Annotated in this window: 22 protein-coding genes; 9 read left to right on the top strand and 13 right to left on the bottom strand. The window is 67.3% G+C overall.

Going from position 1 to position 25,713, the window contains the following annotated elements; genetic code table 11:
- Window positions 1–6 precede the first annotated feature (6 nt).
- Window positions 7–594, bottom strand: a complete 588-nt coding sequence (locus tag AC5ZH6_RS19930) for a TetR/AcrR family transcriptional regulator (protein ID WP_006367802.1) — start codon at window positions 592–594, stop codon at window positions 7–9.
- A gap of 64 nt (window positions 595–658) precedes the next feature.
- Here AC5ZH6_RS19930 and AC5ZH6_RS19935 point away from each other — a divergent pair, with 64 nt between their 5' ends.
- From AC5ZH6_RS19935 to AC5ZH6_RS19950, 4 genes are read left to right on the top strand one after another with little or no spacing between them, the layout of a single operon-like run.
- Window positions 659–2,125 carry an aldehyde dehydrogenase gene (locus AC5ZH6_RS19935; RefSeq protein ID WP_006367801.1) on the top strand — a complete coding sequence of 489 codons (1,467 nt, stop codon included), beginning with the start codon at window positions 659–661 and terminating at the stop codon, window positions 2,123–2,125.
- Window positions 2,126–2,156: 31 nt separating this feature from the next.
- A complete protein-coding gene (locus AC5ZH6_RS19940) occupies window positions 2,157–2,894 on the top strand; it encodes an SDR family oxidoreductase (RefSeq protein WP_006367800.1) in 738 nt (245 codons plus the stop codon).
- Window positions 2,891–3,784, top strand: a complete 894-nt coding sequence (locus AC5ZH6_RS19945; protein ID WP_006367799.1) for an NAD(P)-dependent oxidoreductase — start codon at window positions 2,891–2,893, stop codon at window positions 3,782–3,784. Before AC5ZH6_RS19940 ends, AC5ZH6_RS19945 begins: the two co-directional genes overlap by 4 nt.
- Window positions 3,781–4,149: a carboxymuconolactone decarboxylase family protein gene (locus AC5ZH6_RS19950; protein ID WP_006367798.1), complete on the top strand. Its 369-nt coding sequence runs from the start codon at window positions 3,781–3,783 to the stop codon at window positions 4,147–4,149. The genes AC5ZH6_RS19945 and AC5ZH6_RS19950 overlap by 4 nt, the downstream gene beginning before the upstream one ends.
- A gap of 428 nt (window positions 4,150–4,577) precedes the next feature.
- Here the strand turns inward: AC5ZH6_RS19950 and AC5ZH6_RS19955 are convergent, their stop codons facing one another.
- Complete coding sequence (locus tag AC5ZH6_RS19955; protein WP_496167721.1) at window positions 4,578–5,852, bottom strand: HNH endonuclease; 1,275 nt, start codon at window positions 5,850–5,852, stop codon at window positions 4,578–4,580.
- Window positions 5,853–6,388: 536 nt separating this feature from the next.
- On the opposite strand from AC5ZH6_RS19955, the gene AC5ZH6_RS19960 reads away from it, so the two are divergent.
- From AC5ZH6_RS19960 to AC5ZH6_RS19970, 3 genes are all read left to right on the top strand, one after another.
- Window positions 6,389–7,759, top strand: coding sequence for an alpha/beta hydrolase domain-containing protein (locus AC5ZH6_RS19960; protein ID WP_006367796.1), 1,371 nt, complete (start codon window positions 6,389–6,391; stop codon window positions 7,757–7,759).
- Window positions 7,760–7,828: 69 nt separating this feature from the next.
- Window positions 7,829–8,494 carry a PaaI family thioesterase gene (locus AC5ZH6_RS19965; RefSeq protein WP_006367795.1) on the top strand — a complete coding sequence of 222 codons (666 nt, stop codon included), beginning with the start codon at window positions 7,829–7,831 and terminating at the stop codon, window positions 8,492–8,494.
- An 86-nt stretch (window positions 8,495–8,580) separates the two neighbouring features.
- Window positions 8,581–9,507: an amidohydrolase family protein gene (locus AC5ZH6_RS19970; protein ID WP_006367794.1), complete on the top strand. Its 927-nt coding sequence runs from the start codon at window positions 8,581–8,583 to the stop codon at window positions 9,505–9,507.
- A 68-nt stretch (window positions 9,508–9,575) separates the two neighbouring features.
- Here the strand turns inward: AC5ZH6_RS19970 and AC5ZH6_RS19975 are convergent, their stop codons facing one another.
- Both AC5ZH6_RS19975 and AC5ZH6_RS19980 read right to left on the bottom strand, forming a co-directional pair.
- Window positions 9,576–9,845 carry a DUF2277 family protein gene (locus AC5ZH6_RS19975; protein ID WP_006367793.1) on the bottom strand — a complete coding sequence of 90 codons (270 nt, stop codon included), beginning with the start codon at window positions 9,843–9,845 and terminating at the stop codon, window positions 9,576–9,578.
- 11 nt (window positions 9,846–9,856) lie between these two features.
- Window positions 9,857–10,825: an NADPH:quinone oxidoreductase family protein gene (locus AC5ZH6_RS19980; RefSeq protein ID WP_006367792.1), complete on the bottom strand. Its 969-nt coding sequence runs from the start codon at window positions 10,823–10,825 to the stop codon at window positions 9,857–9,859.
- A gap of 72 nt (window positions 10,826–10,897) precedes the next feature.
- Here AC5ZH6_RS19980 and AC5ZH6_RS19985 point away from each other — a divergent pair, with 72 nt between their 5' ends.
- Window positions 10,898–11,596, top strand: a complete 699-nt coding sequence (locus AC5ZH6_RS19985) for a class I SAM-dependent methyltransferase (protein ID WP_006367791.1) — start codon at window positions 10,898–10,900, stop codon at window positions 11,594–11,596.
- Between the two features lie 19 nt (window positions 11,597–11,615).
- On the opposite strand, the gene AC5ZH6_RS19990 is transcribed toward AC5ZH6_RS19985, so the two are convergent.
- From AC5ZH6_RS19990 to AC5ZH6_RS20000, 3 genes are read right to left on the bottom strand one after another with little or no spacing between them, the layout of a single operon-like run.
- Complete coding sequence (locus AC5ZH6_RS19990; RefSeq protein ID WP_006367790.1) at window positions 11,616–12,359, bottom strand: SDR family NAD(P)-dependent oxidoreductase; 744 nt, start codon at window positions 12,357–12,359, stop codon at window positions 11,616–11,618.
- Window positions 12,360–12,367: 8 nt separating this feature from the next.
- Window positions 12,368–13,339 (bottom strand): alpha/beta hydrolase, encoded by a 972-nt coding sequence (locus AC5ZH6_RS19995; RefSeq protein ID WP_006367789.1) that lies wholly within the window; start codon window positions 13,337–13,339, stop codon window positions 12,368–12,370.
- Complete coding sequence (locus AC5ZH6_RS20000; protein WP_006367788.1) at window positions 13,336–14,709, bottom strand: flavin-containing monooxygenase; 1,374 nt, start codon at window positions 14,707–14,709, stop codon at window positions 13,336–13,338. Before AC5ZH6_RS20000 ends, AC5ZH6_RS19995 begins: the two co-directional genes overlap by 4 nt.
- A gap of 110 nt (window positions 14,710–14,819) precedes the next feature.
- Between AC5ZH6_RS20000 and AC5ZH6_RS20005 the strand changes: the two genes are divergently transcribed.
- Window positions 14,820–15,416, top strand: a complete 597-nt coding sequence (locus AC5ZH6_RS20005) for a TetR/AcrR family transcriptional regulator (protein ID WP_006367787.1) — start codon at window positions 14,820–14,822, stop codon at window positions 15,414–15,416.
- 36 nt (window positions 15,417–15,452) lie between these two features.
- Here the strand turns inward: AC5ZH6_RS20005 and AC5ZH6_RS20010 are convergent, their stop codons facing one another.
- From AC5ZH6_RS20010 to AC5ZH6_RS20035, 6 genes are all read right to left on the bottom strand, one after another.
- Window positions 15,453–16,307: an LLM class F420-dependent oxidoreductase gene (locus AC5ZH6_RS20010; RefSeq protein WP_006367786.1), complete on the bottom strand. Its 855-nt coding sequence runs from the start codon at window positions 16,305–16,307 to the stop codon at window positions 15,453–15,455.
- Window positions 16,308–16,380: 73 nt separating this feature from the next.
- Window positions 16,381–20,430, bottom strand: a complete 4,050-nt coding sequence (locus tag AC5ZH6_RS20015; protein ID WP_006367785.1) for an NACHT and WD repeat domain-containing protein — start codon at window positions 20,428–20,430, stop codon at window positions 16,381–16,383.
- Window positions 20,431–20,801: 371 nt separating this feature from the next.
- Entirely contained in the window at window positions 20,802–21,842 is a 1,041-nt protein-coding gene (locus AC5ZH6_RS20020; protein ID WP_006367784.1) for a hypothetical protein, read from the bottom strand.
- Window positions 21,839–22,552 (bottom strand): class I SAM-dependent methyltransferase, encoded by a 714-nt coding sequence (locus AC5ZH6_RS20025; RefSeq protein WP_006367783.1) that lies wholly within the window; start codon window positions 22,550–22,552, stop codon window positions 21,839–21,841. Before AC5ZH6_RS20025 ends, AC5ZH6_RS20020 begins: the two co-directional genes overlap by 4 nt.
- Window positions 22,546–23,853, bottom strand: a complete 1,308-nt coding sequence (locus AC5ZH6_RS20030; RefSeq protein ID WP_006367782.1) for a glycosyltransferase family 4 protein — start codon at window positions 23,851–23,853, stop codon at window positions 22,546–22,548. Before AC5ZH6_RS20030 ends, AC5ZH6_RS20025 begins: the two co-directional genes overlap by 7 nt.
- 72 nt (window positions 23,854–23,925) lie before the next feature.
- Window positions 23,926–25,620, bottom strand: coding sequence for an FAD-dependent oxidoreductase (locus AC5ZH6_RS20035; RefSeq protein WP_020170369.1), 1,695 nt, complete (start codon window positions 25,618–25,620; stop codon window positions 23,926–23,928).
- Between the last annotated feature and the right edge of the window lie 93 nt (window positions 25,621–25,713).

Below are 25,713 nucleotides of genomic sequence, written 5' to 3' on the forward strand. Positions count from 1 at the left end.
CCATCATCACGATTGCTTCTCCATCAGCAGGTGGGCGGCGGCGACCAGACGTTCGGAGGTCTGCTCGTAGCTGAGGTGGCCCATCCCGGCGTGCACGAGCCCGCCGGCGTACAACATCTCCAGCGCGTCGACGACCGGCCCCGGGTTCTCCGGGTCCACCTCGAGCGCCTGGGCCAGACGTTGGCGGATGAATCCGCCGATGCGCAGACGCAGGTGTTCGACGTCGGGGTCGGTGCCCAACAGTGCGACGGTGACCGCGCCGCCGAGTTGGCCCTCGCCGGCGACCACCAGGGAGACATCGCGCAGCACGGCGGCCACCCGGTCGGCCGGGTCGAGCGCCGGATCGGGGTCGGGCACGCCGTCGGCAAGTCGGCGCCAGAACACCTCGGCCACAAGGTGACTCTTCGACGAGAAGTACGTGTAGGCGGTGGCGGGCGCGACACCGGCCCGCTTGGCGACCACCCGAACCGTCAACCCGTCGAAGCCCTCGTCGTTGAGCACGTCCACCGCGGCGTCGGTCAGCCGGGCAACGGTTTCGGCCTGCTGGGCGGAGAGTCGCCGTCGGGTCGATTCCTGGGATACGGGGCTGGACATGTGACCGACGCTACACTAGGTTTGAACTTGAGTCCAGACACCTGTCCAGATGGAGTTCCAGTTCATGTCACTCAGACCCGTATCCGCCTCGGATCTACTCATCGACGGCAAGCTGATCCCCGGCGGGGGTGGCACTTTCGATGTCATCAACCCAGCCACCGAGGCCGCGATCGGCAAGGCGGCCAACGCCGACGCCGCCGACATGGATGCCGCGATCGCCGCCGCCCGACGCGCCTTCGACGAAACACCGTGGTCCCGCGACCACTCATTTCGCGCGCGTTGCCTCCGGCAGCTGCGCGACGCCCTGCTCGCGCACGTCGACGAGCTGCGTGATATCACCGTCGCCGAAGTCGGTTGCCCGGTGTTCCTGACGCACGGGCCGCAGCTGGAAGGACCGATCAACGACCTCGGCTACTTTGCAGACCTCGCCGAGAATTATTCGTGGACCACCGATCTCGGCGAGGCCAAGCCGATGGGTCTGAAGAACCATCGCGAGGTGCGCAGCGAGGCGGCCGGCGTCGTCGGCGCGATCACGCCGTGGAACTTCCCCCACCAGATCAACTTCGCCAAGATCGGGCCGGCACTTGCCGCCGGATGCACGGTCGTCCTCAAGCCCGCTCCTGACACCCCCTGGTGTGCGGCACTCGTCGGCAAGGTGATCGCCGAGGAAACCGACTTCCCGCCCGGCGTCGTCAACATCGTCACCTCCAGCGATCACGCTGTGGGCGCCCAACTCGGCAGCGACCCGCGCGTCGACGTCGTGTCCTTCACCGGGTCCACCGCCACCGGTAAGAAGGTGATGGCCGCTGCCGCGGAATCGCTCACCAAGGTCTTCCTCGAACTCGGCGGGAAGTCGGCGTTCATCGTCCTCGACGACGCCGATCTCGCGGCCGCGTGCTCGATGGCCGCGTTCGCCGTGGTCACCCACGCCGGGCAGGGATGCGCCATCACCACGAGACTGCTCGTCCCGCGCGAACGACTCGATGAAGCGATCTCCGCCACCCGCGACAGCCTCGCCGGACTCGCCGCGGGCGACCCGACCGACCCCGGAACCATCTGCGGGCCCTTGATCTCTGCTCGACAACGTCAGCGTGTGGAGTCCTACATCGAACTCGCACGTGCGGAGGGTGGCACCATCGAGATCGGCGGCGGACGACCCACCGACAAGCCCACCGGATTCTTCGTCGAACCCACGTTGATCTCCGGGGTTGATAATTCGTCCCGGGTCGCGCAGGAGGAGATCTTCGGGCCGGTGTTGGTGATCCTCCCCCACGACGGCGACGACGACGCCATCCGCATCGCCAACGATTCTCCGTACGGACTCTCCGGAGCGGTGTGGGGTACCGACGAGGATCGGATCAACAAGGTCGTCAACGGCATTCGCACCGGAACCATGTCCGTCAACGGCGGCATCTGGTACTCCGCCGACGTGCCCTTCGGCGGCTACAAGGCGTCGGGTATCGGCCGCGAGATGGGCGTCGCCGGCTTCGAGGAGTATCTGCAGACCAAGGCCGTCGCCCGACCCGCCTGACCTCATCATTCAACGAAAAGAGCAGCAGCACATGACTTCTTCACGATTCACCGACAAGACCGTCATCGTCACCGGCGCCGCCGGAGGCATCGGCGAGGCCTACGCACGAGCACTGGCCGGCGAGGGCGCCAATGTGGTCGTCGCCGATCTCAACGACGAGGCCGGCGAGAAGGTCGCCGCCGACATCGGTGGACGCTACGTCCACACCGACGTCTCCGACCCCGACTCGGCGGCCGCACTCGCGCAGGCCACCGTGGACACGTACGGCCGGATCGACGGTCTGGTCAACAACGCAGCGATCTACGGCGGGATGAAGCTGGACTTCTTGATCACCGTCCCATGGGACTACTACAAGAAGTTCATGAGCGTGAATCTCGACGGCGCGCTCAACGTCACCCGCGCGGTGTACTCCCACATGACCGATGGTGGTGCGATCGTGAATCAATCCTCCACCGCGGCATGGTTGTACAGCGGCTTCTACGGCCTCGCGAAGGTGGGGGTCAACGGGCTCACCCAACAGTTGGCCACCGAGCTCGGCGGTCAGAACATCCGGGTCAACGCCATTGCGCCCGGCCCCATCGACACCGAGGCGACGCGCAGCACCACACCGAAGGAGATGGTCGACGACATCGTGAACCGCCTGCCCCTCAAGCGCTTCGGTACACCCGAGGATCTGGTGGGCATGTGCCTGTTCCTGTTGTCCGACGAGGCCGGCTGGATCACCGGCCAGATCTTCAATGTCGACGGCGGGCAGGTGATCCGGTCGTGAGCACCGACGCTGCCGGCTCTCTGCGGCTCGGGTATGTCGGGCTGGGAAACATCGGTGGCCCGATGGCCGGCAGCCTCGCCAAGTGGGCCGGCGGGATGACGGTGTTCGACTTGTCCGAGGACGCCGTCGCCAAGCTCGTCGATCAGGGGGCCGATCGCGCGGAATCGCTGTCAGACCTGGCTTCTCGCACCGACGTCATCGGGGTCTGCGTGCTCGACGACGAGCAGGTCCGCACAGTCGTCAGCGGCGACGGCGGATTGTTGAGCACCGCGGCTCCGGGAACGATCATCACCGTGCACTCGACGATCGCTCCGGAGACGGCAGTCGATCTCGCTGCCGCTGCCGCCGAGCGCGGCGTGACAGTGCTCGACGCCCCGATCTCCGGTGGCGCGGCCGGCGCCGCCGAAGGCCGTTTGGCGATCATGGTCGGCGGCCCGCGCGACGCCTACGAGAGAATCAAGGAACCGTTCGCGCTCACCTCCGACATGGTGGTCCACGCCGGTCCGGACGTCGGTGCGGGCACGAAGATGAAACTGGCGCGAAACCTGCTCCACTTCATCTCGTTCACCGCAACCACCGAGGCCGCCCGCCTTGCCGAGGCAGCCGGTATCGACCTGGTGAAATTGGGAAAAGTGGTCCGCCACACCGATGCCATCACCGGCGGCGCCGGCGCAATCATGCTGCGCGACAACACCGCCGAGATCGCACCGGATGATTTCTGGTATGGCATCTTCACATCGGTTCGAACCCTGGGCGAGAAAGATCTCACGCTGGCATTGGGTCTTGCCGATCACTTGGGCGTCGATCTTCCGCTCGGTCGGTTGGCACGCCGCGACCTCGCCGAGGCGCTCGGCGTCCCCCACCACGACCACGAAGGAGAGCTCTCATGACGTCCGAGCAGCGCCAGAAGTCACTCGACATGATGTCGAAGGTCTACGGCTGGGAGATGTCCGACGGGCCCGGCGACTACTTCGCCCACACCGCTGATCAGGTGTTCGGCGAAGTCTGGTCCCGCGAGGGGCTTTCCATCCGCGACCGCCGACTCCTACTCCTCGGTGCCCTTGCGCAGTCCGGCCAGATCGACGTCGCCGAGATCCAGGCGTCCTCGGCGCTGGCCAATGGCGAACTGACACCGGAACAGCTGGAGGAGATCTCCCTGTTCCTCTGCTACTACGTCGGCTGGCCCCTGGGCACCAAGATGCACTTCATGTTCGGCAAGGTGATCGACAACCATCGCAAGTCCCAGAAGGAATAACCGACCATCGAAGGACGCTGACGCGCTCCCGCCCGACGGTGTTCCCACCCCGATGGACGAGGCCTCGAGACCCGTTGCAACGATCGGCATCCGGTCCTCCGTGATCCGGTTCCAGCTCTGCCGCAGGCAGTCTCGAGGCTCGCCGAACGCGGCTCACACCTCGACCATCGGGGGGTGACGACTCGCCACGGAAGGATACTGACGCCTTCCCGCCCGATGATCGGGTACTCGGACCCTCCCCACCCGGTGGTCGAGGTGTCCGGCGCCCCCGGCGCCGGGCCTCGAGACCCGTTGCACCGATGGGTATCCGGTCCACGGGCACGCGATCACCTCGACCATCGGGTGGGGTATTTCTCTATGGAGTTCTCAAACAACAGATGCGGTCCCGGCGATGCCGGTGCAAGGAATCAGGTTGGGGGCAGCGTGGGTCAGGCTGCTACGTCGTCGAGTCGCATGGTCCGTCGGTGATACGACGGCACCGGTCGTCGTTGCGGATCGATGCTGGCGGGTGGGATCAGCCAGGGGTGTCGGTCGAATCCCATGATGATGTCCCAGCCGTGGTGGTGCACATCGTCATGACAGCTGCTGCACAGCAGGCAACCGTTATCGAGGTCGGTGGGACCACCATCGGCCCAGTGATGCACATGGTGTGCTTGGCAGCGTCCGGCGTGTGCACCGCATTTGATGCACCCGCGGTCACGGACGAGTAGTGCTTTGCGTTGTCCTGGGGTGAACAGCCGTTCTTTGAGTCCGACGTCGAGGGGTACGCCGTCGGGGTTGAGAATGATTCTGGTGATCGTGGTGTCACACGACAACAACTTGGCGGTGGATTCGGTGATCGGACCCATGTTCTGCAAATCGCCGCCGAGCGCGGGGTTGTCCGCCGACCACGTCCACAACAACCCGTTGGTGGGTTTGGCCGAGAATGTGGTGTCCGCCAATCCCTGTGCCGCGAGTTCGACGATCGTTTCAAACGCCGCGGCGCAGATCTGTTCGGGTGTCCGCGGATCCGGGGATCCGTCGGGCTGGGGCTTGGGCGCCGACAAGGTTTCCATCAGAGTTCTGGTTTTCTCGCCGGCGATGATGTCGAGGTTCGCCGAGATCTCCAGCCGTCCGTCGTCGGTGATGCGGTCGGTGTAGGAGTTGATTCTCTTGTCTTCGGCGGCAGGTAAACCGCCAGGAGTCTCCGCGGCCAGTTCGTTGCCCAACTGTCGTGCGTAGAGGTTGATCTCGGCGGGGGTGAAGCCGGCGAAGTAGTGCGACAGGAGTTTCCGCAGGTATTCACAACGTTGCACGGTGTCGAGGGGTTCGGGGCATCGGGTGTCGATGTGCGCCAACCCGCGCACGATGGCGTCGGTGTGTTCGGACGAGATGGACCCGTCCGCTGCATGCGCCAACAACAGGTCGACATCGGTGGTGGCAGCCATCCGCACGTATCGCGAAGCGACGGCCGGTGCGAAACCCATGCTGATCAACAACTCCCGAAGTCGGGTGGTCTTGTGGTCGGCCACGCCCAGCCGGTCCATCTCGCCGGTGAGGGTGGTGGCGTGGTGATCAACCAGGTTGCGCAACAGAAGGACTTGCTTCATCGCGCCGAAGGCCTGTGGCCCGGTCATGTCCGGATTCCATTGCAGGTCGCTGAGTTGGGTGACAATCCCGGCGAAAACCGCCTCGGCATCAAGAGCTTCGGTGGTGTCGATCATGGGCCCCTCCCCGGTGGCTGATCGGTGTGATGACTCCACCATACTCGAACATATGAATTATGGCAAGGGTATTCGACAGTTCGGTGGAGGGAAAGGTGCTTGTGGACAACGGGTTTCGTTGGTGGGCTGGCGGCAGTTTTCTGTCGGTGGGGTGTGGTAGGGGTGCGGGTTTCGCTGTGGTTGGTGGATGTGGTTGGGAGGCTGGTTGTCTCGCCGGGTCTCGAGGCTCGCCGCACGCGGCTCGCACCTCGACCATCGGGAGGAAAGGTCTTCGATTGTCGGGGGGGTGCGACCATCGGGCGGGAAGGCCCGGCGCCTGGGGCGTCGGGGGAAGGCCCGGTGCCTGGGGCATCGGGCGGGAAGGCCCGGTGCCTGGGGCATCGGGCGGGAAGGCCCGGTGCCTGGGGCGTCGGGGGAAGGTTCCGGCTATCGGGCAGGGCGAGTTGCTCGACCATCAGGGGAAGACGTCTCGAGGACGTCGACGTCAAACATCAGGAAGACCACGTCGAACGGGGGACGAGGGTTAAGGTCGAAAGATGTCGTCACGAGTGACCTTCATCGAACTGACCGGCGGAAAAGGTCACAACATCCTCAGCGCCAGCCCCGGTCCGAACCTGACAGCCCACCGATATGACGAGCGCGAATATGCTGCTGTCGGACGAGCCCGCCGATTCGAGAGCACCTCGTCCGGAGACATTGCCGAAGCCGACTCCGCCGAGTTCACCACCCGAATCCTGGTGCGGCGCCCCGAGAATGACTCCGATTTCAACGGATACGTCGTCGTCGAGTGGTTCAACGTGTCCAGCGGAACCGACGCCGCACCCGAGTACACGTACCTCGCGCCGGAGATCGTCCGATCGGGGTGTGCCTGGGTGGGGGTTTCGGCGCAGTACACCGGCATCGAGGGCGGTGCCGGATCTGTCGGAATGGACGACGGTGACACGCCCACGCGTCTCGCCGACAAGGACACCGATCGATACGGGTCACTGCGCCACCCGGGTGACGGCTACAGCTACGACATCTTCGGCGCCATCGGTGGCGCACTCGCCGCGAACCATACCGAAGGCCATCCGCTGGCCGGGCTCACCGTGCGCCGACTACTGGCCGCGGGCGAATCCCAATCGGCCATGGCACTGACTACCTACGCGAATCATTTCGTCGACCTGCACAACGTCTTTCACGGGATTCTGATTCACAGCCGATCGCTCGGAGCGCTACCGCTCGGCGAGGCCGGCGGTCCCGCCGACATCACCGAGGCCTATCGCGGGTTGCCCGTGCGAATATCCACCGATCTGACCGTTCCGGTCTTCGTCGTGCAAACCGAGACCGACGTTCTCACCAACTTTCAGTATGTGCAAGCCCGACAACCGGATTCGTCACTGCTGCGCGTATGGGAGATGGCCGGGACGTCGCATGCCGATTTCGCTCAGATCGGCGAGTACGAATCGATGCTCGGTTGTCCGGCGCCGGTGAACCGCGGTCAGCAGCGCTTTGTGCTGCGTTCGGCGTTGCACCATTTGCGGTCGTGGGTCGACGAGGAGTCGGAGCCCCCGGTCGCGGACCCGCTGCTGGTCGTCGACGCCGGGGACGGCCACCGGTTCGAACTCGACCAGGTGGGCAATGCGCGCGACGGCGTGCGCACTCCGTGCGTGGACGTACCGACCCAGATCCTCAGTGGCGTGGTCGAGGACGACGTGCCCCGCATTTGTGTGCTGTTCGGCGTCACGACGCCCCTGCCGCCGACGGTCATCGCCGATCTCTACCCTGACCAGGACACCTACCTCAAGCGTTACACCGAGGCGGCCGACACAGCGATCGAGGCCGGCTTTGTCCGCCCGGATGATCGCGCCGAAGTGATCGCCGATGCCCGCATCGATCTGGTGGCCGACGCCGACGCCTTCCGCTAGATTAGAACACGTTCTAGTCTGGTTTCGGTCCGCGGTTCACCAGGGCCGGCACGACCCGGGAGTCGCCGCATGCAGTTCACCCTCGAGGACATCTCCGACGACGAGATCGCCCGTCGCCGCGCGATCTATGAACCGCTGACGGACTCCGTGCGCCAGCTCATCGATGCGGTGATTCGCACCGAGGTCCCCGACGACGTGGTGGCCGCGGCGCGCGAGCGGATCGACGCCATCGTCGACACCCTGCGCGCCGAGCAGATCGACGGTCCGTACGGCGTTCGCTACACGCCGGATTTCGTCGGAATGCCGTGGGGCAATTCGGTTGTCGGCGTGCGCAACGCCATCGCGCCTCCGTTGCGGACCCGCCACGACGGGCACGAGGTGTCCGCCGAGTTCACCCTCGGTGCCGCCTATGAGGGACCCGGTGGTCATGTGCACGGCGGAGTGGCCGCGATGATCCTCGATCAGGTACTCGGCGAGGCCGCCAGCGTCGACAACGTGCCGTGTTACACCGGGACGATCTCGCTGCGCTATTTGCGCCCGACGCCACTGGGACCGCTGACCGCACGCGCGTCGATCGTCGGTCGCGACGGCCGCAAGAAGACCGTCCGGGGCACCCTCGCCGACACCGACGGGGTCACCGTCGAGGCCGAGGGCGTGTTCATCGTTCCCCGCGACTGGACCGGGCGCATGCCGCGCGCGTCCAAGGACCACTCCCCCGCTCACACGCAGGACTGACATTGCGAACCGCGGTCATCTCGATGGGGAACGCACGGTGATCGACTCTCCGTGACCCGTAACGTCACGCGCGGTACCGTCGATGCATGAACAGCGTCGTTCCCGAGCAAGATCCGTCCGCGCCGACACCGTTCAGCGAGGCTGAGGCACAACGGGTCCGCTCGATCTGGGGCACGTTGGGACTGCCGGGTTTGATCGACGTCCACACCCACTTCATGCCGCGGTCGGTGATGGACAAGGTGTGGGCGTATTTCGACTCAGCCGGGCCGCTCGTCGGACGCGAATGGCCGATCACCTACCGAGCCGACGAGGACGTCCGGGTGGCTGCGTTGCAGGCTTTCGGTATTCGCGCGTATTCGTCACTCGTGTATCCACACAAGCCGAACATGGCTGAGTGGCTCAACGGATGGGCCGCCGACTTCGCCGCCCACCACCCCGACTGTCTTCACACCGCAACCTTCTACCCCGAGGAGCCGGCGACCGCCTACGTCTCGAAGGCCATCGCCGCGGGCACCCGGGTCTTCAAGTGCCACATCCAGGTCGGCGCCTTTTCACCACTGGATCCGCTGCTCGACGGTGTGTGGTCGCAGATCGCCGACGCGCAGGTCCCGGTGATCATCCACTGCGGCTCCGGGCCGGCACCGGGCACCTACACCGGGCCCGATCCCATCGCCCGGCTCCTCAAGCGATTCCCGTCGTTGCCGCTCATCGTCGCCCACATGGGCACACCGGAATACGAGCAATTCCTCGGCCTCGCCGAACGATTCGAGAATGTGCGACTCGACACCACGATGTCGTTTACCGACTTCTCCGAGGCCGACGCGCCGTACCCACCCGAGCTACGACCCCGGCTGGCCGACCTGGGACCAAAGATCCTGTTCGGCAGCGACTTCCCGAACATCCCCTACACCTACACCCACGCCCTCGACGCGATCGTGCGGCTGGATCTGGGCGACGACTGGGTACGCGGGGTCCTCTATCGGAATGCGGCGGAGTTGTTCGGCGTGCAGTAGCAGCCGGCTATTTCCCCAGATCGATGGCCGGGATGCAGAAGCGCCATATGAGCATGCCCGCCGCAGCCCTACCCCCGCGCCGCGATCCGCGCCCGGACCTCCGGACGCCGCAGCGGCGGTACGGTTTTCGGCGGCTGGCGACGCTCCGGGAGCTCACCGAGCAGGGTGCGCGTGGCGGCGGTCACCGCGATGACCGCCGCCTCGAACACCTCGGCGTTGGCTGCCGACGGATGACGGATGCCGCTCACCTTGCGAACGTATTGGCGTGCGGCTGCCTCGATTTCTTCCTCGGTCGCCGCGGGTTCGAGTCCGCGCAGTTCGGTGATGTTGCGGCACATGAGGTGACCTCTCAATCGGCGATGTGGACGACGGCTTTCCCCAGGATCCGCCCCTCGGCGAGATCGGTCAATGCGGTCGGTAGCTGATCAAGGGTGTAGGTGGTGTTGACCTGCGGACTCAGCCCCGCGGCGATCATCTCGGTCAGCTCGTCGTGCAACAGTTCCGGCACACCGGGGTGGGTGCGCACGTACTCACCCCAGGCAGCGCCGACGACGGCGATGTTGCGGAACAGCACGCGGTTCAGCTTGACGGTCGGGATGCCGCCGGCCGCGAAGCCGATGACCACGTACCGACCGTCGGGGGCGACCTGGCGCAGCGCCTCGTCGAACACCTCGCCGCCGGACGGGTCGATCATCACGTCGACACCCTCGGGCGCGATCTTCTTCAGTTCGGCTCCCCAGCCCTCTTCGAGCTGGATGACCTCGTCGGCGCCTGCGCTGCGCAGCAATTCCTCGGCACCCTTGCGGTGCACGATCGCGATGACCTTGGCGCCCATCGCCTTGGCCACCATGATCGACGCGGTCCCGACGCCACCCGCAGCGCCGAGCACCCCGACGACCTCACCGGGCGCGGTCTGTGCGCGCAACTTCAGCGCGAACAGCGCGGTCTGATAGTTGATGCCGAGCGCGGCGCCCTGATCGAAGGTCAGCCCCTCGGGCAGGGGCAGCAGCTGCTCGGGCGAGGCGGTCAGCTGTTCGGCGAAGCCGCCGACGATGGACGCGACGAGAACCTTGTCGCCCACCTTCACCGAGGACCCCTCGGGAGCCTGGCGCACCACGCCTGCGACCTCGGTGCCGGGCGTGAACGGCGTCGGCATGCGGAGCTGGTACTTTCCCTGACTCATCAGCAGGTCGGGGAAACAGATCCCGCACGACTTGATGTCGACGAGGACCTGGCCCTCGGCGGGCGTCGGATCGGGGACGTCGGTCAGTTCGAGGGCGGACGGTCCGGACTCTGCGGTGAGCACCTGAGCTTTCATGGTTGTCCACCCTACGCCGGGGAGAACAATCGCTCGGTCGGTAACCGCAGAGATGCCCTAGGATCGGTTTTCATGACCGCCTCGCCGGCATCGCAGCCGCTCTCCGCTCCCTCACCCGAACGTCGTCAGGTCGCCGACGACGCGCCGGGCTTCATGCCGCTCGACGAGGCGCAAACCCTGTTCGAGATCGCCGGTGAGTATCTGACACAACCGGATTCGACAAAGGTCGGCGTGGAGATCGGCACCTATTGCGGCAAGTCGACGGTATTCCTCGGCTCGGCGGCCGAGGCGGCAGGGGCGGTGATCGTCACCGTCGATCACCACCGCGGCTCCGAGGAACACCAGCCCGGCTGGGAGTACCACGACGAGTCTCTCGTCGATCCGCATTCGGGCACGCTGGACACCTCGGCCCGCTTTCGGCGCACAATGTTCGACGCCGGCCTCGAGCAGACCGTGATCGGAATGCTCGCACCGTCGACCGTCGCGGCCCGGGCCTGGGGCAAACCCGCCGACTTCGTGTTCATCGACGGCGGCCATTCGATGGAGGCCGCGCAGAACGACCTCGACGGGTGGGCACCGTGGGTGCGCATCGGTGGCGCGCTGCTGATCCACGACGTGTTCCCCGATCCCGCCGACGGCGGCCGTCCCCCCTACGAGATCTACTGCCAGGCCTTGGAGACCGGACAGTTCACCGAGGTCCGCGCGGAGGGTTCGTTGCGCGTCCTGCGACGCGACTCCGGCGAGGTCGGGGCCCCGTTGCCGCGGGGTTGACCCTCGCCGAACACCGGACCTACCCGCCTGCGAGTGCCCGCACCTTACCCAACACGTCCGGATAGCGCTGCAGGTGCGCGCCGCCGTTGAGATCGATTGCGGCACCGGTCATCCACCCCGACGCCGGGGAGGTGAGGAACGCAATCGTCGCGGCGATGTCCTCGGGAGTACCCGCCCGACCCAACGGCGTGTTCTCCAGGTACTCCTCGGTCAGCCCGGGGACGAAGGCGATACCGGCGGTCAGCGGGGTGTCGACGAGTCCGGGCGAGACGGCGTTGACGCGAACCCCTCGTTCGGCGAGTTCGAGAGCGGCCACCTCGACGAGCATCAGCACCCCGGCCTTCGCCGCACAGTACGACCCCATCCCGGCACCGGGTTGCCGGCCGTTCAGCGAGGCCACGCAAACGATCGAACCACCCTGGGCGACATGGCGTCCCGCATACTTGAGCACGAGGAAGGTGCCGGTCAGGCAGACATCGACGGTCGTCTGCCACGCCGACAACTCCAGTTCGGTGAGCGCTCCGGGCATCGACAGCCCTGCGCAGTTGACGACGATCGTGAGGTCGTCGAGTCCGTCGAATCCTGCAGCGACAGAAGCCTCGTCGGTGACATCGAGGTGCACCGCGGTCGCGGTACCGCCCAGTTCGGCGGCAGTTGCGGACGCGGCATCGGCATTGACGTCGGCGACGACGACGCGATGGCCGTCCTCGTGCAGCCTTCGCGCGGTGGCCTTTCCGATACCCGACGCGCCGCCGATCACCATTGCCGTGCTCACCCGGTCACCGCCGAGGTGGCGAGATGGCGTGTGAGAAAAAAGATCTGATGGGACACGACCGGCTCGAACCACGAATCCTGAACCTCGGCGAAGATCCCGAAGTGGTCACACGGGTAATGCCGGACCTCGGCGCGTGCGGCGAAACCGGCCTTGGCCGCCGCGTGGGGCGGCGCTCCCCGATCGAGGTCGGCGATCTGCATGAGGACCGGCGCGGCCACATCGGGCGCGGCCTTGTCGGCGCGAAATGAGCCGAGCTCCAAGCCGATCGACGCGTCGACCTCGTTGCGCCAGCTGGGGCCGGCGATCGCGAGGTAACTCTCCAGGTAACCGTCGCTGGTCAGCGCGGCCTTGTCACCGGGCTTGCCGACGACCGGCATCATCACCGGGTCGCGCCCGAGTCTGGCGCCCAACGCACTTCCGATGCCGACGGCCGTGGATCGCAACATCGAGACCGCACCCACCTGCGGGTAATGGTGAACACCGGCCGCAAGCCCGCTGACCATCGGCACCGCCGAGATGACGGCGGCCACGTCGTCGCGCCCCGTCCGCGCACGTTCGGCTGCCACGATCAACACGTGCCCGCCGGATTGCGACAGCCCCCACAGGACGATCCGGGAGGCGTCCACACCGGGCTGACGGCCGGCGGCGTCGATGGCGGCATGGTAGTCGGCGGCCTGACCGGACATCGAGACCCGTTGGCGCGGTTCACCATCGGAGAGTCCGAAGTTCCGGTAGTCGAACGCGAACACCGCCAGACCGGCGTCGGCCAGGCGTCGCGCGAACGGCTCGAGCCCGGAATCCTTGGTGCCGCAGAATCCGTGGGCCATCACCACCACCGGCACTCCTGCTTCGGTGGCGAATGCGGTGCCGGTCGGTGCGAAGAACCAGGCGTCGCAACCGGTTCCGTCAGAATCGAATCGTACGGACTCGAAATGCACGGTGCGACGGTCGGTGTCGGCGGTGGTCATCGTGCCTCCTGCAGCGGCGCGGCGTCGACGCCCGCCCAGCGGACGGGCCCCTGCTCGGCGGCACGCGCACGCCCGGCGGGCAGTTCTTTGGTACGGATGCTGTGTTCGTAGAGATAGTGGTCGAGTTGCTGTGTGTGCCTTGCCGTGTGCAGCATGTGCCCGGTGAAGTATTGCTGGTCGGAGGCGATGGTCTCACGCATCTGCGGCACCGACGGCGGGCGGTACTGCCCGACCGCATAGGCACCGATCACCCGGGCCTGACATTCCACGAACGGAAACAGCGTCGGCGTGGACTGGGCGAAGCCGGCGAACACGACGTCGTCGATGCCCGGATAGAAGATCCGTTTGTACAGGTCGATGTGGTTGTCGGGGGCGCTGATCACATCGGGGTCGAAGAACGGGAAGGTGATGTTGTATCCGGTGGCGTAGATGATCACGTCGAAATCGGCACTCGTGCCGTCGACGAAGTGCACGGTGTGGCCGTCGAGTCGCTCGATGTTGCCCTTGGCGGTGACGTCACCGGAGCCGAGCCGCAGCGGCAGCTCGACCGACTGCGTCGGATGTGCTTCGAAGAACTTGTGATTCGGGGTCGGTAGGCCGTAATCCTCGGGGCGCCCGGCGGTCATCGGCTGCATGATCTGGGTGAACTTGCGCTGCCACGAGAACGGAATGTAAGGCGAGGTGTGGTAGTACTTGTCGGCCGGTTTGCCCGCGAAGTACTTGGGGACGATCCAGGCACTCGACCGGGTCGAGATGGTGACCGTGGTGTCGAGCGCCTTGGACGACAGCTCGACGGCGATGTCGGCGGCACTGTTGCCCAAGCCCACCACCAGGATTCGTTTGCCGGCGAAGTCCAGCGGGGTACGCGGGTCGATATAGGAATGGGAGTGGATCTCGTCACCGGCGAATTCGCCCGGGAAATTCGGCCACCGCGGATCCCAGTGATGCCCGTTGGCCACGACCAGCAGGTCGACGCGGCGCGTCTCGCCGCGCTGCGTCGACAACTCCCACCCGCCGCCGTCGAGTCGGCGGGCGTGGGTCACCCCATTGCCGAACTCGATGTTCTCGCGCAGCCCGAAGGCGTCGGTGTAGTCGTCGAGGTACTGCTTGATCTGGGTGTGGTGCGGGAAATCCGGGTATTCCGACGGCATCGGGAAATCCCGGAACGACAGCTGATGTTTGGACGTGTCGATGTGCAGCGACCGATAGGCGCTCGAGTGCCCATTGGGATTGCCGAACGCCCAGTTCCCGCCGACCCGATCGGAACTCTCGAAACAGGTGTACGGGACGCCGTAGTCGGTGAGCATCTTTCCCGATGTCAGGCCACTGATTCCGGCGCCGATGATGGCGGTACGCGGGAGATCACGCATGGGAGCCCCTTTGGATAGTTGACAGATCTCTGAATCTGTCTACCGCACGAAGGGGCTCGGAGTAAACACTTTCGCGAAACTGTCCAGCCCGGTTGTTAGAGTTGGTGACCATGACACCCGCCCCGGCCACGAGCGTCGCCGACCGCCTGCTCGATGCGGCCGAGAAGTTGCTCGCCGACAAGGGCATTCGGGCCACGACAATGCAGCAGGTCGCCGACGTCGCCGGGGTGTCGCGGGCCTGGCTCTACCGACACTTCCCCGACAAGCAGTCGATGGTCGGGGCGACGATCGTGCGGCTCACCGATTCGTTCTGGAGCGACGCGCGCGTCGAACTCGAAACACTGGGCGACTTCACCGAGCAACTCGTGGCAGGCGTCCGGATCGGCCGCGGCGCCTACGACGACCCCGGGACGTTACTGCTGCGGCTGCGCACGGAAGAGCCGGAGGAATTCGCCGCGTGCGCGGGCGTGGGCGTCAGCGCCCTCGTCCCCGACCTCGCACTGTTCTGGAGACCATTCGTCGACGCCGCGATCGAGAACGGAGAAGTGCACCCCGACCACGACGCCGTCGAGGTATCGGAGTGGGTGGCCCGGATTCTCATCAGCCTCGGCACCGTTCCCGGCACCACCGTCGACGCCGACGACCCGACCTCGGTGCGACGACAGGTGGAGCGCTTCGTCATTCCGGGGCTCGCGGCCGCGCCGTAGCCGGCGCGCTCAAAGGCGCTGTCGGCGTGGGAGGGGTTACACCACCGCAGGGGCGAGACCGAGCTTGCCGGCTAGTTTGGCGAGATACCCTCGGGCGCGTTCCACCGAGTCGTCAGGGAGGCCGTACAGGACCTGGGTGACCCCGATCTGGCGCCATTTCTCCAGCTTCTCGGCGACCGGCTTGAAGTCGAGGACGACGACCTGCGGTACGCCGTCACGGCCGGCGTCGGACCAGATCCGGTGCAGCAGGCCCACCGAGCCCTCGATGTCTTCTTCGCCCGGCGTGGTGATCCAGCCGTCGGCGCTGCGGGCGATCCATCGGAAGTTCTTCTCGTTGCCCGCGGCGCCGACGAGCGTGGGGATGTGCGCCTGCGGCTTGGGCCATGCCCAGCTGGGCCCGAAATCGACGAAGTCACCGTGGTATTCGGCCTCCTCGTCGGTCCAGAGCGCGCGCATGGCCTCGAGATACTCGCGCAACATCGTCCGCCGCAGCTTCGGCGGCACCTTGTGATCGGCCAATTCGTCGAGGTTCCAACCGAATCCGACACCGAGCGTCAGCCGTCCGCCGGACAGGTGATCGAGGGTGGCCAGGGTCTTGGCGAGAGTGATCGGATCGGACTGCACGGGTAGCGCGACCGCCGTGGCGAGCCGAATCCGCTCGGTGACCGCAGCGGCCGCGGCCAGCGTCGTCCAGGGGTCGAGGGTGCGCATGTAGCGATCGTCGGGCAGCGAGGAATCACCGGTCCGTGGATGGGCCGTATCGCGGCGGGTCGGGATGTGCCCGTGCTCGGGGACGAAATACGACGCGAACCCGGCCTCTTCGATGAGCGGGGCCAGGACCTGCGGCGTCAGGCCGCGGTCGCTGGTGAACTGAACGATCCCGAAATCCATGCCCTCACCTTAGACACAGGCCTGGACACCTGTCTAGAACAAGTTCTCGTTTTGTCCGGGTTCTCGTCATGCCTCAGCCGGGGCAGATGTCGGGGTACCCGACGCCCTCGGCGAATTCGTCCCACGTGCCGCGATCGATGTGATTGTCGGCCGCGCAGACGCGGCTCGCGACGGCTCCGGCATCGATCGTCCACCACTGCAGATCGGAACGGCCACCGGCATAGATGACGTCATTGGGAGCGATCATCGGCTCGCGGACGTACGCGGACTCGGCGGTGATCGACTCGTCGCGTGCAATCGGTTTCGGCGCATCGGGTTTCGAGATGTCCCAGAGCTGCACGCTCAGGTCGGCGCCGACCACCAGGGTTGTGCCGTCGGCCGAGACCGACAGCGACGTCACCCGAACCCCGGCCGGAACACGCACGCGCGCAGCCGTTTCGGAACCGACCGCGGTCACCGAGATGGTCTGGTCGTCGGCGCCGCCGTAGATGAACCGTCCGTCGGGGCTGAACACCGCCGCATTGACCGCACTCGTGTGCGAGGTCATCTGTTGTGCCAGATGAGGATTCTGTGGGTCGTCGATGTCCCACCGGGTGATGCGATGTGCGGCATCGGCGACGACGAGATCACCACCGTCGGGGCCGAATTGGACGTCCTCGATGAAGCCGTCCGCCGTGGCGAACGGCTGTCCGAGCATCCGTGGCGCATGCGGGTCGGCGACGTCCCACAGCTGGATCGAGTTGTCGCTGCTGCCGGTGACCAGCAGATCCCTCGTCGGATCGAAGGCCAGCGGGAAGGTGTGCCGGGTCTGCACCGGAAGCGTCACCAGACGACGCGGCGCCCGGCGATCGGAGATGTCGTAGAGATCCACCTCACCACCGCCGGTGAACGCGCTGGCGAGGATGGTGCCCGTCCGGTTGAACGCGGTTACGTACCCACCACTGGGTCGCGGTTGCGCGGAGATGCGGGACAGCTCCGTCGGCGCCCGCCCGCGCGGCAGGTTCCACAACGCGATCGTCTGGTCGGCGGCGCTGGTGGCCAAGGTCGTTCCGTCCGGGCTCACCGAGGTCTGGGTGATGGGCAACGAGTGCGCGGGCTGGGGTGAGGCCGGGATGTCCCAGGCCTGGATCGTCCCGGCGCCTCCGGCGGTGAGGATCACCTGTGGCGCGATCTCGCGGGCGGTGAAGAACGCGCCACCGGAGGTTCGCATCGGCACACCTAGTTCGGTGAGCAGATCGGCCGACGCCGATGTCCCGTCGGTGCCGACGTCCCAGCGGCGCGCGAACCCGTCGAGACCGGCCGAGATCAACGACCGACCATCCGCGGAGAATCCGACCGACCAGATCGCCGCGCCGTGCGCCCGAACGCGGCCCAACGCGATCGGCGAGCGAGGATCGGCGATGTTCCACACCGCGACCGTCCCGTCGTCCCGGCCGGCCGCCAGCAGCGTGCCGTCGGGTGAGATCGCCACCGAATGCCACCCGCTGTCGATACCGTCCCGCAGATCCGAGAGATGCACCGGCGCAGCCGGATCGGCGATGTCGGAGAGGCTGATGGTGCCGTCGTCGGAACCGGCGACGAGCACCGGTCGGGTCGGCGACAGCGCAACCGTGCGGACCGGACCGGTGTGATCACGGATCGCCGACACCGCGCGATACCCGCCGGGTGCGGTGGTGTCCCACAAGGTGACGACCCCGTTGTCATGGGTGGTCGCGAGCACCCGGCCGGTGCGGTCGTAGCGCAGGATGTACGACGTCCCGGTACCGTACGGCGACTGCAACGTCTGGGTCCGCACGGGGTGGGTGACGTCGGCGATGTCCCACACGGCGATCTTGCCCTCGCCGTCGGCCGAGGCCAGGGTCGGCGAGCCGGGCCGCAAATCGACCGAGGTGACGAAGGAGCCGTACCCGCGCAGGGCCGGACCGGCCGCCACGATGTCGCGCGGGTTGTCGGCCCGCCACAGGCGCACCGAGCGGTCGTAACTGGCCGTCGCCAGCAATCTGCCTCCCGCACCGGTGCCACCGGCGCCGCCGGAGGTCAGGCCGAGGTCGTACACCGACCCCTGATGGCCCTGTCGCGCCGAGATCGGCAGCGGCAGCTGTTGGGTCTGCAGCACCCGCATCCGCGCCAGCGGGTTGTCGGGGTGGATGCGCCACGCGCCCACCGCGAGTTGGGCGGCGAGGCCCGGATCGGTCTGGGCCAGCCGCCCCGCCGACGACAGCAGCGCCGAGAACCGCGCGTTGTCGCTCTCGCGGGCCAGCGCAACGTTGGAGAAGATGGCCACCCCCGCGGCGACCACCGAGATCACCGCGAGCAGCGAGACCGCAGCGATCGCCCATCGCCGCCGGCGGCGTTGGGTGTCGATGTGGTGGCGGCCGGCGTCGAGGAAGTCGCGAGCCACCGAGCCGAGCACCGGGTCGTCGGCCACCTGCGCGGCCCACGCGTAGCGCGTCGAGTTGTAGAGCAACGACGTGTCGCGGCCCTGACGGTCCCACTCGGTGGCATCGGAGGTGACGCGCTCGAGAACCGGAGCGCTGTCACGGGTGCGTTCGATCAGTTCGCTCAGCCGCGGCCAGGCACTGAGCACGACGTCGTGGATGATCTGGACCTGCTGGTCGGAGACGGTGACCAGGCGTGACTCCGACAGCGCCTCGATCACCGCGACCGTACCCGCGCGATCGTCACCGAGGGCGACGAGGTCGGCGAACCGACGCGGCCGGCGCGCGGTCACCCCGTCGGAGATGTGGATCAGCGACAGCAGCAGCCGCTGTGCGGTGACGCGGTGGGCCGGTGTCAGGGCCAGCCACATGGCCTCGGCGGATTCGGCGATGGCCGAGGAGACCCCACCCGCCGCGTGATAGCCGCTGACCGTGAGCGTGGCGCCCGCGCGGGTCGCCCACATCACCGACAGCACGTGGGCCACCAGCGGGAGCTGCCCGGCGCGGTCCTCGACCGGGCCGCGCCGCCCGGTCAGGCCGCGCAGATCGGACAGGATGGTCGGGGCGAGGCCCTTGTCGACGCGGATTCCCGACACCCGTGCGGGCGCGGCGATGACCTCTTCGAGTTCGGTGTCGGTCATCGGCGGCACCACGATCGACCGGTGTTGCCACGCCGAGGCGACCGGCTCGAGCGTGGACGCCATCTCGTACATGTCGGCGCGGGCCCCGACCACGACCACGGTTCCCGGCTCCGATGCGAGCCCGCCCAACGCCTCCATCAGCTGCTGCACGCGCGGGGCGCGACGCGACTGCCCGACGAGCACCTGCTCGAGCTGGTCGACCACCTGCACGGTCAGTGTCGGCGCGGCGGCGTGATCATCGAGTCCGGTGTCGGGGTCGGCGCCGGGTTGATCGGTACCGGACTTGTCGGTGCTGGATTCCTCGATACCGGATTCCTCGGTGCCAGGTTGTTCGACGTCGGATTGTTCGACGTCGGGTTGTTCGGCGGGCTCGTCGCCTCCCGCGCCCTCGGCACCCTGCCCATCGGCGTCGTCGAGCAGCGCGACGGCCGGTCGCGCACGCACTTCCCAGCGGTTCTCCGGACGTTCGGCGAGCCGGGCGAGTCCCGCGCGTAGCAACGACGACTTGCCCGCCCCCGAGACGCCGGTGACGAGCACCATCGCCGGCGAGAGCTCACGGTCGCGGTCGGCGGCACCGATGAGTGCCGCGAGTTCGTCGAGGACCCGGTCGCGGCCGAAGAAGACGTCGCGGTCGTCGGCGGTCATCACCCCGAGGCCGGGGTACGGGCAGGCGAGCGTCGGGATCGGCTCGGCGGTGCGACGCTTCGACGGACCCGCGTCACGGGTGCTGGTGCCATTGGCCGCCGACCACCAGCGTCGCCAGTCACTCAGCGACGGTGTGTCGGCACCCCGCGACTGCGCTTGCAGGATGAGCCACGCGAGGAGGGGTTCGAGAGTCTCGAACCGGGCCGGGAGGTGACGTCCGCGACGCCAGTCCGAGAGGCGCTGCACCGACACCTCACCACGCCCGGGGGCGATGCGGGCAGCGCCCGCGATGGTCGCGGCCAGTGTCGGCGATCCGGCCGCGGTGAACAACGCGTGCAGTTGGGAACCGAAGCGTCCGGGGCCGTCGACCGCGGATGCGTCCGACAGACGCGTCGTCATTGGTGCTTCCCCCTCCCCCGGTCTCGGGTTCCCTGCGAATCTACGAACCAGGCAGCCCGACGACAAATCAGAGTTTGGTCACATCCGCCCATCCGGTTCCGGTTTTCCGGTCCGGAAAACTCGTGCGATGACTTTACCAGCGGTTTTCGGCGAAAATCCGGTCCACCGGTGGCATGGACCCAGCGCGGTCGATTTGACTGAGGTCACTCCCCGGTCGGTGTCACGACCACCGGGTCGAGTGTCGGGGGATGCGCTCTCGTCGCCGACGTGGGGCGGCGGCGAGAGCGCATTCGAGAGAAGGCGGCAGTCCGCTCAGGGCGGACCCCTCCGGCCAAACGCCTCTGGGCCAACCCCCTCGTGGGCGAACCGCCTCAGCGACGAGCGGCCATCCAGCTGCCGACGTCGCGGAAGATCCCGTTGGCCGCCGACGCCCGGCTGACCGCGTCGGCGGCGAGGACCACGGCCGCCGAGGTCCAGCAGCTCTTCTCCACCGGCCAGCGTTTCCCGTCGGCGAAGACCAGGCCGGTCCAGTACGAGCCGTCGGGATCGCGCAGGTGCTGGATCGAGGCGATCAGTTCGACGGCGTCGGCGGTGTCACCGAGTGCGTCGAGGGCCAGAGCCAGCTCCGAGGTCTCGGCCCCGGTCACCCACGGCCGGTGGTCGACGCAGCGCACACCCTTGCCGGGCACCACGAACTCGTCCCACCGCCGAGCGATGAGTTCTTGGCCGGCTCGTCCACGCAGCGCACCACCGAGCACCGGGTAGTACCAATCCATCGAATGCTCCGACGGGTCCTCGAAGACCTCGATCCGCTCGCGGAATGCCTCCCCGAGCGCCTCGAACGCACGCACCCACTCGTCGTCGGGCTGGTCGATCTCCGCGGCGATCCGGATCGCGCAGTCGAGGGCGTGGTGGATGCTCGCGTTGCCGGTGACGAGGGCTTCGTCGAACATCGCGTGCGTGCGGTGGTCACCGCCCCACCGGAAGGCGCCGTCGGGCCGCTGGAAGCGACAGACGAGGTCGATCGCCGACCACACCGTCGGCCACATCCGATCGAGGAACGCGGTGTCGCCGGTGATCATGTAGTGATGCCAGACGCCGACTGCGATGTAGGCGCAGAAGTTGGAATCGATACCGTGGTCGGTCACCGTCCCGCGCACCGTCCGGATCGGCCACGACCCGTCGGGCCGTTGATGACGCCGTGACCAGTCGTAGGCCGCCTCGGCCTCGGCCAGGAAGCCGGTGACGCTCAACGCCATCGCCGACTCGATGTGATCCCAGGGGTCGGTCTGTCCGCCGGGGAACCACGGCAGTGCACCGGAGTCCTCCTGCATGCCGACGATGGCCGCCCCGGTCGCGGTGACCTGCTCGGCCGTCAGCACACCGGCGATCGCCGGTGTGGCCCGACTCATTCCGGCTTGCGCAGATACAGGGCGACCGACTTGCCGATGACCGGGTTCAACACCTGCTCGCCGACCCGCGTCAGCCACGGCTTGGTCATCATGTCCCACACCAACAGTTGGTGGTAGCCCTTGACCAGCAGGTTGTCATTGTTCTCGACGCCGACCGCGCACTTGAGCCACCAGTACGGCGCGTGCAGGGCGTGGGCGTGGTCGGTGCCGGTGACCTCGAGGCCTGCGGCCTCGAGCTTGCCGGCCAGTTCGGAGGCCTTGTAGATGCGAACGTGACCGCCCTCGACCTCGTGGTACGCGTCCGACAGCGCCCAGCACACCTTTTCCGGCCAGTACCGCGGCACGGTCACCGCCGCGACGCCACCGGGCCGCAGCACCCGCACCATCTCGGCGATGGCGCCTTCGTCGGTCGGGATGTGCTCGAGGATCTCCGACATCAACACCACGTCGAAGCTGTTGTCGGCGTAGGGAAGTCGGAGCGCGTCGCCGACCTCGGCGCGGGCCTTGGCCTCGGCGGGTACGTGCCCCTCGGCCATCATCGCGTCGAACATCTCGGCCACATCGGCCATGTCGGACTCGGACTGATCGAAGGCGATCACGTCGGCGCCGCGTCGGAACATCTCGAACGAATGCCTGCCCTGCCCGGCCCCGATGTCGATCGCCTTGGTCTGCGGACCCACACCCAGCCGGTCGAAATCAACTGTCAGCACGCACTCGTCTCCTCTGTGTTCACCCGGTCCAGCCCTGTTCTGTCGAGCCCTGATCTCTCGAGCCCCGTTCTGTCAAGCACCGTCTGATAGTGCTCTGCGGTCTTCGCGGCCACCGCCGCCCAGCTGTAGCGTTCCTCGACGCGGGCGCGCCCCGCGGCGCCCATCGCGGCGCGGAGGTCGGCGTCGTCGAGCAGCCGCCCGATCTCCTGGGCCAGCTTGCCCGAATCCCGGGGCGGCACCAGGCGGGCCGCGCTGCCGTCGGTGCCGACGACCTCCGGGATGGCGCCGGCACGGGTGGCCACCAGCGGGGTGCCGCAGCTCATGGCCTCGACCGCGGGCAGCGAGAAGCCCTCGTAGAGCGAGGGCACACAAGCGACCTCGGCCGAGGCGAGCAACTGCGCCATCTCCTCGTCGGTCAGCCCGGAGACGACCTCGACCCGGTCGCCGATCGCGAGGTCCTCGATGAGCTTCGCCGATGGCCCCTCGGGGTCGAGTTTCGACACCAGCGTCAGCGTCACGTCACGTTCGGCGGCGAGTTTGGCGATGGCCTCGAGCAGATACGACACTCCCTTGAGCGGGGCGTCGGCGCTCGCGATGGACACCACGCGGCCCGGGATTCGCTGCCCGGCCGGCCGGAAGACATCGGTGTCGACGCCGAGCGGGATGGTGGTGATGCGACCCGACGGGATGTCGAAGGCCTTGCGGATGTCGACCTCGCTGCTGCGCGAGACGGTCAACAGCTCCGGGATGCGCCGCGACACCCGCCCCTGCATGCGCAGGAAGGAATGCCAGCGCCACGCGGTGATCTTGCGCCACCCCTTGGCGGCCTTGACCGCGAGCGTGCGGTCGCGGGTGATGGGGTGATGGATCGTGGCGATCAGCGGGAATCCGGCCTTCTGGATCTGCAGCAGGCCGTAGCCGAGGCACTGGTTGTCGTGCACGATGTCGAAGTCGTCGCGGCGGTCGGCGAGCAGCCGGGCCACCCGGAGGCTGAAGGTCAGTGGCTCACCGAAACTGGCCGTCCACATCGCCCCCACCTCGAGTGCGTCGATCCAGTCCCGGTACTCCCCGGGCCGCGGCGTGCGAAACGGGTCGGGTTCGTCGTACAGGCCGAGGCTGGGCACCTCGGTCAGACGCACACCGGCGTCGAGCGCGGCCTGGTCGAGGTCGGGATACGGCTGGCCGGAGAAGATCTCGACCTCATGTCCGAGTAACGCGAGTTCGCGGCTCAGATGCCGGACGTAAACCCCTTGTCCCCCGCAATGCGGTTTGCTCCGGTAGGAGAGCAGTGCGACGCGCACGTCGTGTACCCCGTTCTTCTCGTGTGACCCGATTGCCGGCGAGGCACCCACCGGTCGGCGGGCACCAGGACCTCAGGCCGGTTCGGCCTCGGCGGCTTTTTCCAATTCACGGATATCGACAAGCTTCACACGTCGGCGGCCCGCGGTCTTGCCGGCACCGCGTTCGGCCAGGTCGATGCGTTTCCACCCGGCCAGGTCGATGCGATGCGCTCCGCGGTCGGCGACCAGGTCGGCGACGTCGTCCCGCGACGCCGTCGGCTCGGGCAGGGTGCCGGCAACGAAGTCGGCGATGACCGACTCGGCCGTCTCCTGACCGCACAGGCGGTTGCGGCCGATCCCTCCCGTCGCCCCGCGCTTGATCCACCCGGCGACGTAGAGGCCGGGGATCACCTCGCCGTCGACGCCCGCGGTCACCCGGCCCGCGGTGTTGGGGACGACGCCGTGGCCCTCGTCGAAGGGCAGGTCGGTGATCGGTACGCCGCGGTACCCGATCGCCCGCAGCACCAGTCCGGCGTCGATGTCGAAGTGGTCCTCGGTGGGGGTGATGGCCACGCTGGCACCGGTGGCGTCGGCGTACACGTTGCGCACGCAGGTCACCGACTGCACGCCGCCGGTTGCCTCGTCACCGGAACCGTTGATCGACAGCGGTGACGCCATGAACCGGAAGACGATGCGACGGTTGCCCGCGGTTGTCGGACGCTCGGAGAACTCGCGGGCCAGCCGGATCTTGGTGGCGATCGTCGAATCGAGCGTCCCGTCGTCGAGCGCCTCCTGCGTGGCCGAGTCGAGGACCAGCTCCTCGGGATCGACGATGACGTCGACCCCGTCGACGTCGCCGAGCGCGAGGAATTCGCTGTTGGTGTAGGCGGCCTGGGCGACGCCACGCCGTCCGAGCAACACCACCTCGGTGATCTGCGAGTCCCGTAGGGCCGCGAGCGCGTGGTCGGCGATGTCGGTGCGGGCCAGGTCGTCGGGGTCGGTGACGAGGATGCGCGCGACGTCGAGCGCCACGTTGCCGTTGCCGACGACCACCGCGCGCTGCGCCGAGAGGTCCACGGACAGATCCGCGTAGTCGGGGTGACCGTTGTACCAGGCGACGAACTCGGTGGCGGGCAAGGAGTTCGGCAGGTCCTCGCCGTCGATGCCCAGACGCCGATCGGTCGGTGCACCGACGGCGTAGATGACCGCGTGGTAGCGCTGGGCGAGTTCGTCGTGGCTGATGTGTTTGCCGACCTCGACGTCGAGGTGATAGGTGAAGTTCTTCTTGGCCGCGGTCGAGGCGAAGCCCGATTCGACGCCCTTGGTGGCGGCGTGGTCGGGGGCCACCCCCGCGCGCACCAGGCCGTAGGGCGTGGGCAGCCGGTCGAACATGTCGACCGCGATCTGGGGTCGACGGACGAGGTCCTCGGCGGCGTAGAACGCGGCGGGCCCGGCGCCGACGATCGCGACGTGCAGCGGTCCGTCCGGGAGTTGCGGCGCCTTCTTCGGCGGCACGAGACCGCCCTCGACGTCGTGGTCGTTGTAGTAGTCGGCGTTGATCTGCAGGTAGGGCTCGTCCTTCTCCTCGAGCTGATCGTCGGGAATGATGGCCTCGACGGGGCACTCGTCAATGCAGGCGCCGCAGTCGATGCAGGTCTCCGGATCGATGAACAGCATCTCGGCGGTGAAGAACTCGGGCTCGTCCGGCGTCGGGTGGATGCAGTTCACCGGACACACGGCCACGCACGAAGCGTCGTTGCAACACGGTCGAGTGATCACATGCGCCATCTGGGGTTTCCCTGCTTCTCTCCATCTAGAACGTGTTCTAGTTTAGCGGTTCACTGTATCTTAACTCTGACACAGCGGACGAGACACGAGGAC

It is taken from the genome of Gordonia sp. YC-XJ4 (genome assembly GCF_059511865.1).